At 62.2% G+C, this 13,867-nt stretch carries 11 protein-coding genes and 2 pseudogenes; 5 read left to right on the top strand and 8 right to left on the bottom strand.

Going from position 1 to position 13,867, the window contains the following annotated elements:
* From EFR00_RS12800 to EFR00_RS12780, 5 genes and pseudogenes are all read right to left on the bottom strand, one after another.
* Window positions 1-190, bottom strand: a pseudogene (locus tag EFR00_RS12800) (sugar ABC transporter substrate-binding protein); the annotation flags it as partial.
* 89 nt (window positions 191-279) lie between these two features.
* Window positions 280-1,800 carry an aldehyde dehydrogenase family protein gene (locus EFR00_RS12795; RefSeq protein ID WP_077991485.1) on the bottom strand — a complete coding sequence of 507 codons (1,521 nt, stop codon included), beginning with the start codon at window positions 1,798-1,800 and terminating at the stop codon, window positions 280-282.
* Window positions 1,800-2,579 carry an enoyl-CoA hydratase/isomerase family protein gene (locus tag EFR00_RS12790; RefSeq protein ID WP_039619229.1) on the bottom strand — a complete coding sequence of 260 codons (780 nt, stop codon included), beginning with the start codon at window positions 2,577-2,579 and terminating at the stop codon, window positions 1,800-1,802. Before EFR00_RS12790 ends, EFR00_RS12795 begins: the two co-directional genes overlap by 1 nt.
* Entirely contained in the window at window positions 2,572-4,185 is a 1,614-nt protein-coding gene (locus EFR00_RS12785; protein WP_077991483.1) for an acyl CoA:acetate/3-ketoacid CoA transferase, read from the bottom strand. The genes EFR00_RS12790 and EFR00_RS12785 overlap by 8 nt, the downstream gene beginning before the upstream one ends.
* 28 nt (window positions 4,186-4,213) lie before the next feature.
* Complete coding sequence (locus tag EFR00_RS12780; RefSeq protein ID WP_077991482.1) at window positions 4,214-5,239, bottom strand: LacI family DNA-binding transcriptional regulator; 1,026 nt, start codon at window positions 5,237-5,239, stop codon at window positions 4,214-4,216.
* Between the two features lie 819 nt (window positions 5,240-6,058).
* On the opposite strand from EFR00_RS12780, the pseudogene EFR00_RS12770 reads away from it, so the two are divergent.
* A pseudogene (locus tag EFR00_RS12770) lies at window positions 6,059-7,608 on the top strand (sensor histidine kinase).
* Between the two features lie 92 nt (window positions 7,609-7,700).
* Complete coding sequence (locus EFR00_RS12765; protein WP_009995084.1) at window positions 7,701-8,324, top strand: carboxymuconolactone decarboxylase family protein; 624 nt, start codon at window positions 7,701-7,703, stop codon at window positions 8,322-8,324.
* Between the two features lie 12 nt (window positions 8,325-8,336).
* On the opposite strand, the gene EFR00_RS12760 is transcribed toward EFR00_RS12765, so the two are convergent.
* Window positions 8,337-9,311 (bottom strand): alpha/beta hydrolase, encoded by a 975-nt coding sequence (locus EFR00_RS12760; RefSeq protein WP_179363939.1) that lies wholly within the window; start codon window positions 9,309-9,311, stop codon window positions 8,337-8,339.
* A 294-nt stretch (window positions 9,312-9,605) separates the two neighbouring features.
* Between EFR00_RS12760 and EFR00_RS12755 the strand changes: the two genes are divergently transcribed.
* Window positions 9,606-10,169: a nucleoside 2-deoxyribosyltransferase gene (locus tag EFR00_RS12755; protein ID WP_009995885.1), complete on the top strand. Its 564-nt coding sequence runs from the start codon at window positions 9,606-9,608 to the stop codon at window positions 10,167-10,169.
* A gap of 13 nt (window positions 10,170-10,182) precedes the next feature.
* Here EFR00_RS12755 and EFR00_RS12750 read toward each other — a convergent pair whose 3' ends face one another.
* A complete protein-coding gene (locus EFR00_RS12750; RefSeq protein ID WP_077991479.1) occupies window positions 10,183-11,070 on the bottom strand; it encodes a LysR family transcriptional regulator in 888 nt (295 codons plus the stop codon).
* A gap of 128 nt (window positions 11,071-11,198) precedes the next feature.
* Between EFR00_RS12750 and EFR00_RS12745 the strand changes: the two genes are divergently transcribed.
* Window positions 11,199-12,050 carry an oxidoreductase gene (locus tag EFR00_RS12745; protein ID WP_009995882.1) on the top strand — a complete coding sequence of 284 codons (852 nt, stop codon included), beginning with the start codon at window positions 11,199-11,201 and terminating at the stop codon, window positions 12,048-12,050.
* 99 nt (window positions 12,051-12,149) lie between these two features.
* On the opposite strand, the gene EFR00_RS12740 is transcribed toward EFR00_RS12745, so the two are convergent.
* On the bottom strand, window positions 12,150-13,088 hold the full coding sequence (locus tag EFR00_RS12740; protein WP_077991478.1) for an alpha/beta fold hydrolase: 939 nt from the start codon (window positions 13,086-13,088) through the stop codon (window positions 12,150-12,152).
* A 461-nt stretch (window positions 13,089-13,549) separates the two neighbouring features.
* Between EFR00_RS12740 and EFR00_RS12735 the strand changes: the two genes are divergently transcribed.
* A complete protein-coding gene (locus tag EFR00_RS12735; protein WP_038688313.1) occupies window positions 13,550-13,861 on the top strand; it encodes a DUF1883 domain-containing protein in 312 nt (103 codons plus the stop codon).
* Window positions 13,862-13,867 lie beyond the last annotated feature (6 nt).

Raw genomic sequence — 13,867 nt, 5'->3', positions numbered from 1 at the left:
CCGGCACGTCCTTCCAGGCAAAACCTTCCTTCGACAGATCCTCCTTCAACACGTTCAAGGCAGCCGCCTCGCCGCCTGATGTCCACCAGTGCAGCATCTGCACTTCCTTTACGTCGGCGGCCTGGGCGGAGACATGAGCGCTGGCGAGAGCCAATGCGATCACCGCAGTCGTGGTCAGAAACCTATTCATCGAAGAACCTCCCAGTTCCCTCTTTAGAAGATGCGGGACTATTCCCACATCCGATCACCCGCCCTCCTCGGGCGCAGTTTGCTTGCCGGCTAAACCAGCTTTTCCGTCTGCGGCATCCACCAGTTGGTGCGCTTGCCGATGTGCATGTTGAGCGTCTTGGTCTCCGTGTAATCTTCGACCGCATGGCGGCCGAGCTCGCGGCCGAGGCCGCTCTGCTTGTAGCCGCCGAAGGGCAGCTCCGAGGCACCGTCCATGAAGGTGTTCATCCACACCGTGCCTGCCCTCACCGACCGGCCGATCGTCAGGCAGGTGTCGAAATCGCGGCTCCAGACACCGGCCGACAGGCCGTAGTCGATGGAATTGGCAATGCTCACCGCTTCGGCTGTTGTTTCGAACGTCAGAACCGACAGAACAGGACCAAACACTTCCTCGCGCGCCACCGCCATATCTGGGGTGACCGCTTCGAGGATCGTCGGCGACATGAACTGACCCATGCCGAGGTCGAGCGTCTCGCCGCCATGCGCGATGCGGGCGCCGCTGCTTCTGGCGCCGGCGACATAGCCCGAGATCTTCTCCAGATGCTGCGGCGTGATGATCGCGCCGACCTGCGTCGAGGGATCAAGGGGATCGCCGACCCGTACCCCCTTCGCCAGTTCGGCGACACGCCTGACGACGTCGGAAGCGATCGACTTGTGAAGGATCAACCGCGAGCCGGCATTGCAGCACTCGCCGGCATTGAAATAGGCGCCGAAGACCGCCGCATCGACGAAGGCATCGAGATCGGCATCCGGGAAGACGATCTGCGGGTTCTTGCCGCCGAGCTCCAGCGAGACCTTCTTCAGCGTCTGCGCCGCATTCGACATCGTCAGCTTACCGACACCGGTCGAGCCGGTGAAGGAGACCATGTCGACGTCTGGATGGGACGTCATGACCGCGCCGACCTCAGGTCCCGTGCCGGTGACAATGTTGACGACACCATCGGGAACGCCCGCCTGCTGCAGGATCTCGCCGAGCACGAGCGTCGATCCCGATGTCAGCTCCGAGGGCTTGACGACGGTGGTGCAGCCTGCGGCGAGCGCGAAGGGCAGCTTCTGGCCGACGATCAGGAACGGAAAGTTCCACGGCGTGATGATCGACACCACGCCGATCGCTTCGCGCAGGACGACGCCGAGCGTGCCGTCGCCGAGCGTGTTGTAGCTTTCACCATGGAGATCGCGAGCCAGAGCCGCCGCATAACGCCAGATGTCGACCGAGCCGGCAATTTCTCCCCGCACCTGGGTGATCGGCTTACCCGCCTCGATGGCGTCGAGAAACGCCAGTTCTTCCGCCCGCGCGGCGATCAGATCGGCCGCTCTGAGCAGGATGGCGGACCGTTCGGACGCGGTCATGCGCGGCCACGGCCCCTCGTCGAAGGCCTTGCGCGCGGCAGCGATGGCGCGCTCGGCTTCGGTCCGGCTGCCGGCTGGGAAGCGACTGACCACGACACCATGGCTTGGCGCGACGCGCTCGATCGGATCGGAGGCGCCCGCCTCCCATTTGCCGTCGATCAGCATCTTGAAATCGCGTGCCCTGTGGTCGCTGAGCGCAGTCGGGTTGACGAGGACCGTCATTACCATTCTCCCTTGAACGTTGCCGGGCGCTTCTCGCTGAATGATGCGACGCCCTCTTTCAGATCGCCGGTCTTGGCCGCGAGGATCGAGCCCAGGGCTTCGACCGCCGTTCCGTTGTCTTCGCCGTTCGCCGATGCGATCATCAGCTTGGCGATCTCGACCGCTGCCGGTCCCCTTGCGGCAATCCGCTGCGCATAGTCCCGGGCGGCAGTCAGCGAGTTTCCTGTCGAAACAACCGCGTCGACGATGCCGAGCAGGCGCGCCTCCTCGGCGGTGAAGATCTCCCCACCCAAGGCCATGCGGCGAACGGCCTGGGCGCCGAACCGGCGTACGAGACGCTGGGTGCCGGACCAGCCCGGCACCATTCCGAGCCCGGTCTCCGGCAGGCCGATCTTGATGTGTTCCTCGGCGATGCGAATGTCGGCAACGCCCGCCAGTTCGAGCCCGCCTCCGAGAGCGTGGCCGTTCAGCGCCGCGACCAGCGGCACCCGGAGCGTCGCCATTCTTTCGAAGATACGGTGACCGTGCCGAACCCAGGCATGGCCGAACTCCTGCGGCAGCATTCCGCCCCAGGCTTTGATATCGCCTCCGGCCGAAAAGCCCTTTCCTTCACCCGTCAGAACGGCAGCGCGCACATCCGGGACCGCCTCCACCGCATCGGCCGCCTCGGCCAAGGCTTTCAGCATATCGAGATCGAGCGCGTTCAACTTCTCCGGACGAGAAATCGTCAAGGTCGCGACATGTCCGTCGATATCGATTCTGACTGTTCCGCTAGCCATGGATGGCGCCCTCCAGTGTCCGTGCCCGTTTGGCAGGAAGCGACAAGCCGATGCCTGCTTCGCGGAAGAGTGCCGCATCCATGACCTTCAGGTCGGGCGCGACCATCAGCGGGAATTCAGACTGATCGAGGATCTGAGACTGAAGATCGACGCCAGGCGCGATCTCGGTGAGGACGATGCCTTCAGGCGTCAGCTTCATCACGCACCGCTCGGTGACATAGATGATCTCCTGCCCCTGCTCGATCGCCCGCCTGCCGCTGAAGGTGACGTGTTCGACCTCGTTCACCAGTTTCTTCAGTTTGCCTTCCCTCTCGATGACGAGAGCCCCACCGGCGATCGAAAGCTTCGCCCCGGCGTTGAACATCCCGGAGAAGACGATCTTCTTTGCCCGCGCCGTGATGTCGACGAAGCCGCCGGCGCCGGCCGTCACATGCGGCCGGAAGGAAAGCTTGGAAACGTTGACCGACCCGTCCTTGCCGATCTCGAGGAAGGACAGCAGCGACGCGTCGAAGCCCGCGCCCTGGAAATAGGTGAACTGATAGGGAGACGGCATGTAGGCGTCGGCATTGGAGGCGCAGCCGAAGGCGAAGTCGAGTAGCGGCACCCCACCGACCGCGCCTTGCTCGATCACCCAGGTGACGGCGCCGTGGAGCCCTTCTTCCAGCAGAATGCGCGGCACGTTGGCCGAGATGCCGAAGCCGAGATTAACGCAGCTTCCCGCCTGCAGTTCCTGGGCGACGCGGCGCGCGATGACCTTCTGAACATTGAATTCCGGAACGCTGAAGCTATCGAGCGGGCGGAAAATCTCACCGGATATCGCCGGATCGTACAACGTCTGCGTCGTCTGCCTCTGATCGGGATCGACGACGATATAGTCGACCAGCATTCCCGGCACCCGGACGTCATGCGGCTTCAGCGAGCCTTCCTTGGTGATCCGCTTGACCTGGGCGATGACGATGCCGCCATTGTTGCGCGCGGCAAGCGCCTGATCGAGGCCGCCGAGATAGGCGCCTTCATGTTCGTATGTCAGGTTGCCGCGCTCATCGGCCGTGGTGGCACGGATGATGGCGACCTGAGGGACGATCGAGGGGAAGAACAGCCAGTCGTCGCCCTCGAAGCTGACGCGCTTGACCACCTGTTGTTCCGAAGCCAGCTCATTCATCGCACAGCCCTGACGCCGAGGATCGACGAAAGTGTCGACGCCGACCTTGGTCAGAACGCCCGGCCGCTTGGCGGCGGCTTCGCGATGGATGTCGAACAGAATGCCGGAGGGAATGTTATAGGCCGGGATCTCGTTGTTGGTGATCATCTGCCAGATCAGCGGCGGCTCGGACGATGACGGCCCGGATGGATAGGAGCCACCGATGATGCACTTGAGCAGGCCTTTCCTGGCGATGTAATCGACGCCCTTGATGCCGCTCATATCGCCGGCAGCGATCGGATGCAGGGTCGTGATGCCTTGGGGGTGGCCGGTCGTCTCGAAACGCTCGCCAATCGCCTTCAGCATGAGGTCCGGGCAACCGAGACCGCTCGAAGACGATACCGTGACGACGGCGCCGTCCGGGATGAGCGCGGCCGCTTCGGCTGGGGCGAGATGCTTCTTCATGGGCGTCACTCGGTATCCTGTCTGGTTTTCACGCTCTTGCGGCGCCGCAGCTTTCGCGGACGACCAGCCGAACGGCCGTTGTCACCGTCTCCGCCTCGGCCTTGCCCGCATTGATCTGCTTGAGAAGCATTTGCGCTCCGCGCCGCCCTATGCCCTGCGGATCGACCGAGACGGTCGTCAGTGCCGGAACCGCCGCCTGCGCCTCGATAACATCGTCGAAACCGACGACGGCGAAATCGGCGCCGGGCTCCAGACGGCGCGCGCGCAGTCCGTCGCAAACACCGAAGGCGACGGCGTCGTTGAAGCAGACGGCCGCCGTCGGCCTGTCGGCAAGAGCAATCGCCTTTGCGATCGCCTCAACCCCACCGGCCCGCGAAGGCGCGGACGAGACGACGAGCTCCCCCCGATAGCCGAGCCCGGCCGCTTCTATGCCACTTCGGTAGCCGGCAAGGCGGTCGTCGAAGACTGCTGTGTCGGGAAAGCCGCCGAGAAAGGCGATGCGCCTGTGACCCAGCCCCGCCAGGTGTTGGACCGCCGACATCATGCCAGCCTGATTGTCCGAGACGATGGAAGAGACCTTCGCCCCGGGCAGGTTTCGAACGACGACCACAACCGGTATGCCCGCCGCAACGAGCGGCTTGAAATCTGCGGCATCGGTAGCGCGCGCCGGTGATACGATAAGCCCCGAAATGCCGTGCTCGCGCATCGATGCAACAACCTCGCGCTGCCGGTCGATGCTCTCGCCGGTATTCGACAGGAACTGCACGAAGCCGGCCGACTGGACGACCATGTCGACGCCTACCGCTAGCTCGGCAAAGAAGCTGTTCGTCAGATCGTTGACGACGACGCCGATGATCCTCGATTTAGCCCCGGCCTGGCGCAGGTTCGCCGCGCCGCGATTATAGACATAGCCGAGCTCCCGCATCACGGCATTGACCTTCGAGCGCGTCCCCTCATTGACCAGAGAAGAACCCTGAAGCACCAGCGACACCGTCGACTTCGAAACGCCGGCGGCCTTCGCAATGTCGATGACGGTTACCCGCGTCTTTGTCATGCCTCTCTCCGGTGGCGCCGTTTAACTCCTAATATTTGGAACGTTCCAATTATGTCAAGAGGAATTTAATGAATTCACCATTTTCGGCGGTACTTCACGCTATTCGTGGTGATGATTCCAAAGCAGCACGTTTGGATCGATCTAAATTTCCGCCCATCCGGACCTGAAATACCGCCTTCCACAGGCGAGCGGATCGATCCAAATTGTCGGAGAGGCGGGCCCTTCTGCGCCGCCATCGAAGTCAGGAAGGCCGTCAATATGTTGGTGGCTTTGTTGCACCCCGTTGGAGATCGAAGACATGAACCTGCGTACCGAACTCACCGCCCTGCCGCCCCGCAAACAGGCGGCGCTTGGCGGCCGTCGCGGAGTTTCTTCTCGCGCACATCGCAAAGAGCGAGATCGATGCGACGGAAGCGGAGGCCGCCTTGGCGGCAATCCGCGGCTGGGGCGATGGCGCGGATCTGACCGGCCGCTATTTCTCCGATCTGATCTACAGCGAGGATGAGCGCGGGACGCTTCGCCGGCTCTCCGAGGCCGCCGGAAAACCAGCGAAGACGGCTGGAATGCGCTCACCACGACAACAATGTACGTCGCCTGGCTTGTCTTTCAGGAAACCGGCGAACCGATGCCAAGCGATGTCAACGAGGTCGGAGAGGACAGCCTTGATCTTCTGGACGAGCAACTGGCCGAACTCGGCTGAACCGCGGTAAAGGGCCTGATCTTCGTCGAGGAGCACCCATCGACGGACATTAGCGAAACTTTATTGTTTCTGGCCAATGCTACGGATGCGCGCAACGCGCCAGATCTGAGCAGGGCCGGATGATGCCGCATTCGTTCGAATCCATTCTGGAAAACCTGCCGCAGGGCATTGTTCTGCTTGATTCTGCCAATACGGTCACGGCTTTCAATTCCCGCGCGCTGGAAGTTCTCGGCCTTGCGGAGGGCGTCCTCCGTAAGGGAATGAGCATCGACGGATTGCCGGGCACCTCGGCCTGTCATGCTGCGGCATGTTCGCGTTCGCCGACCGGCAAGCCGCACGCCTCGCAGTTTGCATTGCCTGACGGACGGATGATCTCGCTGACCTGCGCGCCCTCGAGCGAGGGAAGCTGGATCCTGAGCTATGAAGATATCTCGACGCTCATTCGCGTCGAAGACAGTCTGGCCGAGCAACATCACCGGTTCGACGCAGCCTTAGCAATATGCCGCATGGGTTGTGCATGTTCGATTCAGCCAAGAACCTGATATTGTGCAATGCATCATACGCGCGGATGTACAATCTGCCGGATCGACTGACACAACCGGGAACACCGCTCGCAGATATCCTGGCCTATCGAGCCGAGGAGAGAAACGGTCCGGCCGACACCGCCACCTATTTCGACGTCGTCTTCGAAGCGACGGCGCTCGGCGCGCCGGCCAGCCAGAACATCGCGCTCACCGACGGCCGCATCGTCAAGATCACTCACAATCCGATGCAGAACGGTGGATATGTGGCGACCCATGAGGACGTCACCAAGACCGTGCGGCTCGCCGAAGAGCTGCGCCGCCACCACGATCAGCTCGAGGTGACGGTGCGGAACCGCACGGCTGAGGTCGAGCGGCAGGCGCGTGAACTGGAGCGAATGCTCGCGCAGGAAAGAAACATCAACGAATTGCAGCGGCAGTTCGTGGCGATGGCATCGCATGAGTTCCGCACTCCGCTCGCAATCATCGACGCTGCCGCCCAGCGGCTGCTGCGAAAAGCAGGCGCGGTCGAGCCCGAATTTCTGAGCGACAAAGTCGAACAGATCCGTGCATCGGTAAGCCGCATCGTCGATCTCATGGAGAGTATCCTGTCAGCCGGACGCCTCGATACCGGCACGATCGATATCAGCTACGGCGCCTGCGCGCTCAGATCATTGATCCGAAGCTGCTGCGAGCGGCAGTCGTCGATCTCGAAGACGCATAGCTTCGTGCTTGACGTAGACGGGCTGCCTGAGTTCATCGATGCCGATCCCCCCAGCTTGGCCCAGGTCTTCACCAACCTGCTCTCCAATGCCGTCAAATACGCGCCGGGAACGTCCGAAATTCGCATTGCGGCCTGGGAGGAGACCGGCAACGTCAAGATCTCGGTCAGCGACGACGGGGTGGGGATCGATGCCGAAGACGTGCCCCGGCTGTTTCAGCGCTATTTCCGCGCTCGCACTTCGACCGGGATTGCCGGAACCGGTATCGGCCTCAACCTGGTGAAGCAGATCGTCGAGCTGCACCAGGGCTCGATAGAGGTGCAAAGCGCAAGAGGGTGTGGATCGACATTCACCGTTACCCTTCCGGTCAAAAGACATGGTGACGTTCCGGCAAACAATGATTGCGCGATCACTCAGGCCTCTTAAGCAGGGCTGACGGCTCGCGCTCGAACCGACGGCGCAGGATTGCTGTCCGGCATATCTACCCTATCCTTCTCGCAATAGAGGAGGACCATGCCATGGCTTTCATTCACACCCCCAATGCATCCGCCAGCGAGAAGACGACCTCGATGTATGCCTCGGCCGAGGCCAATTATGGTTATCTGCCGAACATGTATCGTGCCTTCGGCCACCGGCCGGAGGTAATGGAGTGCTGGGCAGCACTGCTTGCGAGCATTCGCGGCCATATGAGCCTCAGGCGCTACGAACTGGCGACACTGGCGGCGGCCAAGGAACTGAAATCCTCTTATTGCATGCTCGCGCACGGCTCCGTGCTGCTGCGCGAGGGTTTTACCAGCGACGGGCTGACGGCTGTCGTCAACGAGACCGAGAAGGCGCCGATCGACGCCGGCGAACGGGCGATCATGGCCTTTGCCGCCAAGGTGGCGCGCGACGCCACGTCGGTGACGCAGCAGGATATAGACGGGCTGAAGAAACATGGGCTGAGCGATGCCGAGGTCTTCGACGTCACGGCCGCGGCGGCGGCCCGGTGCTTCTTCTCGAAAATGCTGGATGCGTTGGGTGCCGCACCCGACCACGCCTATATCGAGCGGCTGGAGCCGAATGTGCGCAAGGCGCTCAGCGTCGGCCGGGAGGTCGAGAGGCCTCTTGCGCCTTCCCCATCGCGCGGCACAGCGCAATGATGGCGTAGCCCCCTACTCCTGCGGCTTGTCGGCAAAATGCCGGATTGCAAACTCGGCGATATTCTGGCTCGACCGATCAGCATCGTCGAGCAGCGAAGGAAACAACTGCCACTGGTGCGGCATGCCCGGCCAGACCTCGGTCGTGACGTCGACGCCCGCCTGGCGCGCCTTGTCGGCGAGCCGCAGCGTATCATCAAGCAGGACTTCGCCGGAACCGACCTGCAGCAGCAGCGGCGGAAAGCCCGTCAGGTCGGCATAAAGCGGCGATGCCTGGGGATCGGTCGGAGACTTTCGGCCGAGATAGGCCTTGCGTAAAGTCTCGATCCAGTCTTTGCCGACCAGCGGATCGTTTTCGGCATTCGATGTCATCGATCCGCCCGTCGCGGCAAGATCGGTGATGGGGCTGAGCGCAATGACGGCGGCCGGCAGCGCCTTTCCGGCCTGCATCTGCCGCAGCACGGTCTCGATCGCGATGTTGCCGCCGGCACCGTCGCCTGCCACCACGACATTGTCGTTGCGATAGCCGTTGTCGAGAAGCCAGCGGTAGGCCGTCAGCGCATCGTTGATCTGGGCGGGATAGCCATGTTCCGGCATCAGCCGATAATTGATCAGCAGCACGTCGCTGGATGCGGCCTTAGCGAGCGAGCCGGCGAACAGGCTGTGCGTGCGGATGGAGCCGCCGGAAAAGCCGCCGCCATGAATAAAGAGGATCACCCTCTCACCGATCGGGTGATGAAGCCGGGCCGGCCACATCAGTTCGGCATCGACGCCATCGGCATCGACCTGCCGGACCTGGATGCGCGTCGGTCCCGGCATTGTCTGCATCAGCCGCTCGAACGCTGTCCGCCGCTGCTGCAGGCTGTCGGCGCCGGCAAAATGCTCCTTCCAGAGACCGAGGAGTTTTTCGACTTGCACGCGCGAGCCCTCGCTTTGCGGCCCGATTTCCTGTCCCGGCGCTGCCGACACCGATAGCAGCAGCGCCGCGATGGCGGGAAACAGATATCCGAGCCGCTTGGACGCTCTTCGATTTGGCAAAGTCCCACCCTTCATCAACCTCTCCCGATGCTGGCGATGCGGTATCTTTGGCCGCTTCGCCCACCGGAGTCAAAAGGGTGTTGGGCAAGAACCTCGCGCTTTGTCATGCGCCCGCCTTAACCGAAGGCCGAAAAGAAAAAACGATAATCCGTCCCGGTGCAGCTTGCCAATTGCCGCGCTTCCGTCGGAAATAGGCTGCCTGCCCCAACCCCGGCGCTTCGGCTCGCGCTGGCATGAAGGATACCGATGACCACGATTTATCTTGCCGGCCCGGAAGTCTTTCTTCCCGATGCCATGCCCATCATGGCCGAAAAACGCCGATTGGCGCGCCAGTTCGGTTTCGAACCGACCGGTCCCGGCAGCGACGAAAATCAGACGCCAGTGAAGCGAACGGCCGCAGAGATCTACGCACGCAACGACGACGCGATGCGCCGGGCCGATATCTGCCTTGCCAACATCACGCCGTTTCGAGGCATCAGCGCCGACCCGGGCACGGTCTACGAAATCGGCTTCATGATCGCGCTGGGGAAATCGGTTTTCGCCTATACCAACCACCCCGACGACTATGGCCTGCGTGTTCGTTCGATCTGGTATGCGGGGCTGGAGATCGATGTGGCGAGCGGACGCCCGCGCGGACCGGACGGCATCGCGATCGAAAATCACGGCATGGCCGATAACCTGATGATCGACGGGGGCATCGAGGCAACGGGAGGCAAGGTATTCCGAGCGGCAGAGCTGCCGGAGGATCCCGCCCGCGACCTGACGATTTATTTTGAGGCGCTTCAGACGATCGCCAGCATGCGCGGATAGGAATTGAGCGTCTTTACCCCGCCCTGATCGCGTCGATGACCGCCCTGAAGCCCGCCGACATGTGGCGGCGGCTCGGATAGTAGAGATAGAGCGGTTCCTCCGGCTGGCACCAGTCGTCGAGCACCTGGATCAGCTCGCCGCCGGCAACCGCTCTTTCGACACGGGGCTCCCAGATATAGGCAAGACCGACGCCGTCGAGCGCTGCCTGCATCATCAGTTCGTGATCATCGAGCGACAACGGTCCGGTCGGCTGAAAGCTCACCGTCTGGCCGTCCTTCTCGAACTCCCAGGCATACCGCGCACCTGATGGAAACATGTTCTGGATGCAGAGATGGCGCTTTAGCTCGTGGGGCGTCGCCGGCTTCGGCCGGGTCTCGAAATAGGCGGGCGAACCGACCACGACCAGGCGGATCCGGGGCTTCATACGTAGCGCGATCATGCCCTCGGTGACGCGCTCGCCGAAACGGATGCCGGCATCGAAACCCTCCTCGACGATATCGACCAGCCTGTCGGTCGCGTTGATCTCCAGCTGCAAATTCGGATTGCGCTGGAGCAAAGGTGCAATGATGCGGCCGATGACGATGGGACCGATCGAATTCGGCACGTTGATCCTCACCTTGCCGAAGGGCGTGTCGCGATAACGGTTCAACGCATCGAGCGCCGCCGCCATTTCCCCGAAGGCCGGATCGAGATGGGAGATCAGGAGTTCGCCGGCTTCGGTCAACGAAACGCTGCGTGTCGTGCGGTTGAGCAGACGGATGCCGATCCGGTCCTCGAGATTGAGCACGGCATGGCTGACGGCAGAGGCAGTGACGCCCCGCTCCTCCCCCGCTTTGCGGAAGCTCTTGTGCCGCGCCACAGCCGCGAAGGCCGCAAGTTCGGAGAGTTCGGTCGCGCGCATTGCTGAACTTCACTCATCATAGTTTCAGGAATAACAAATCTTATACATCAGCAGTTTTTCGGTCAAATTCAGTCCGTCAGCACAGAGGCACGACGCCAACACAATCAATCAGCACAAAGGAATCCGTCATGAAAATCTGGTTCATCACTGGTGCATCCCGCGGCTTCGGCGCGCTTATGACCAAGGAAGCGCTGGCAGCCGGCGATGGCGTCATCGCCACCGCCCGCAATCCAAAGACAGTGACCGAGCAGTTCGGCGATCATCCGAACCTCATTGCCGTCGCCCTCGACGTTACCAATGAGGCGCAGGCGAAAGAGGCTGCGGCTGCCGGCATCGCCCGCTTCGGCCGCATCGATGTTCTCGCCAACAATGCCGGCTACGGACTGCTCGGCGCCGTCGAGGAAGCCACGGCCGAAGAGATCGAAAAGCTCTATGCCACGAATGTCTTTGGTCTCCTGAAGGTGACACGCGCCGTACTGCCCTACATGCGCCGCCAGCGCTCCGGCCATGTCCTGAACTTCTCCTCCATTGGCGGTTATTTCGGCTATCCCGGCTGGGGTGTCTACGGCTCGACGAAGTTCGCCGTCGAGGGGCTGTCGGAATCGATGGCCGCCGAGCTCGAACCCTTCGGCATCAAGGTGACGATGGTCGAACCCGGCTTCTTCCGGACGGACTTTCTTTCCGACACGTCGCTGGCGGTAAGCCCGGCCACCATTGCCGACTACGAAGGCACGCCGGCGGGCAACATGCGCAATTTCGCCGCCGACGCCAACCATGCCCAGCCCGGCAACCCTGCCAAGCTCGCTGCCGGCATCATGACGATGGTCAGCTCGGCCAACCCGCCGCTGCGCATGCCGTTCGGCAGCGATACCGTGGCGCTGATCGAGGCGCAGCATGCGAGCGTCGAAAAGGAACTGGCCGCCTGGCGGGAGCTCGCTGTCTCGACGGATTTTCCCAGCGAGGCAACAAGCGCAGCCTGAAGACAGACATGAGTGCCGCCGCCACATTTCCGGTCTCGGAAGTGTGGCGGCGGCGCTGTTACGACGGCGGGAAGACGGCCGGGAAAGCGGCCGCCTCGCCTATTTTCCGACCTGCTCGGCCCAGTTCGGCGCCTTGCCGCCACCGTCGAGGAAGGTCATCGCCATGGTCGCCATCAGGGGCGAGGCGAAGGTCTCGTAACGGGTGAGATCGGGCAGGATCGCCAGGCGGTTCTTCGACATGTTTTCCCGCATCCAGCCCGCATCGCGCAGGCCGCCGCCGAGCTTGTGATAGAAGTCGATCATGTGTTCGGGGCGGATCATGTCGGCATCGCCGTACATCAGCATGACAGGCATGGTGAGCTTGGCGACGGCATCGCTGTAATCGATGGGCTTGCGCATCAGCGCTCCCATGGCGTCGAGCAGCTTCGGAAATTCCGACACGTCGGGCGCCACCGCCTTATAAGAGAGGAACATCGGCGTGTCCTTCATCATCTCGGCCATGCCGGCGCCGACGGCTGCCTGCTGCGGCAGCATCTCCGGGAAGAAGCCGTTCTGCGCATAGGGCGCAGAGAGGATCACCAGCCGGCGGACGCGATCTGGCGCATTCGCTGCCATATTCAGCGCCACGCCGCCACCGAAAGAATAGCCGAAGACGTCGACCTTGTCGTAGCCGAGCTGCTTCACCAGGACCGCGAGATCGGCACCGATATCAGGAAGCTCGATAGGCCGATTGCCGAGCGGCGTGCGGCCATGGCCCTGGAGACCGACGGCGATCACCTGCCGGTGATCGGTGAAAACAGGCATGACGGGCGTAAACATCTCGATCTGCCCGAGGCCGCCGTGCAGCAGCAGCAGCGGTTCTCCCTCGCCGCGGATCTCGTAATAATAATCGATGCAGTTGACCGGCACGCTTCCCTTCCTGACGATCGGCGCTGCTGCCTTGTCCTCGATAGAAGCCGCGCCGGCGCCTGCCATATCGGGCGCGGCCAGGAAGGCGGCCGCCGCTGCGATTATCGATATCAGTCTCGTCTTCGACATGTTCCTTGCTCCCGGTTTGGATCGATACCGCAAGGACGGCAGTGGCCATCATTTTCCGACACTCTGTTTCGAAATTTGTGCAAACCGCCTTTATGCCATTTCTATATTTTCGCCCCTCGCCCCGAATGGATTTCCTATCGCGGCCGGCAGTAGACTCGCGGCATCATTGCAAGGGTCAAATGCCATGCGAAATATTCCGTCCTTCGCCTTCCACCCTCTCCGTCCACGCAGGATCAGGCGCGGCAGCCGGCAGATGCGTGAAAAGCGCACCGCCTGGGTGCTGATCGTCTTCAGCGTTCTGCTCCGGCGTCGAACTTTACATCGTCTACGCTGCGCTCTGAGCCCTTCCGCACGGTTCCGCGCAGGCAACACGCCGATTGGCGGAATGGCCGATTTCCAACTTTTCTTTAACCGGCGTGCTGGTAAAATCTCGCGCAGAGACTTCAGATGCCGCGAGACCGATGCCGAAACCGAATTTCCGCTTCACCCATTACGATCTTAAGGAACAACGCGCCGGAACGATCGTCGAGGTGTCGTTGAATGCGGTAAACAATGTGCGGCTGATGACGGCGCCGAATTTCCAGCGCTTCACCGAAGTTCTCGATTTCAAATATATCGGCGGCGTCGCACGCAAATCGCCGGTCAAGATCGCCGTCCCGGAAAGCGGCCACTGGCATGTCGTCGTCGACATGGAAGGTCATCACGGGTTGGCGGAATCCGCCGTCAAGGTGATCGCCGCGCCAGCCAATCAGAAGACGCCGCGCCCTTCGTGAGATTGA

The organism is Rhizobium sophoriradicis (assembly GCF_003939025.1).
GTDB lineage: Bacteria > Pseudomonadota > Alphaproteobacteria > Rhizobiales > Rhizobiaceae > Rhizobium > Rhizobium sophoriradicis.
The sequence above is the reverse complement of the archived record's forward strand: the minus strand, read 5'-3'. Positions and strand labels throughout refer to the sequence as shown.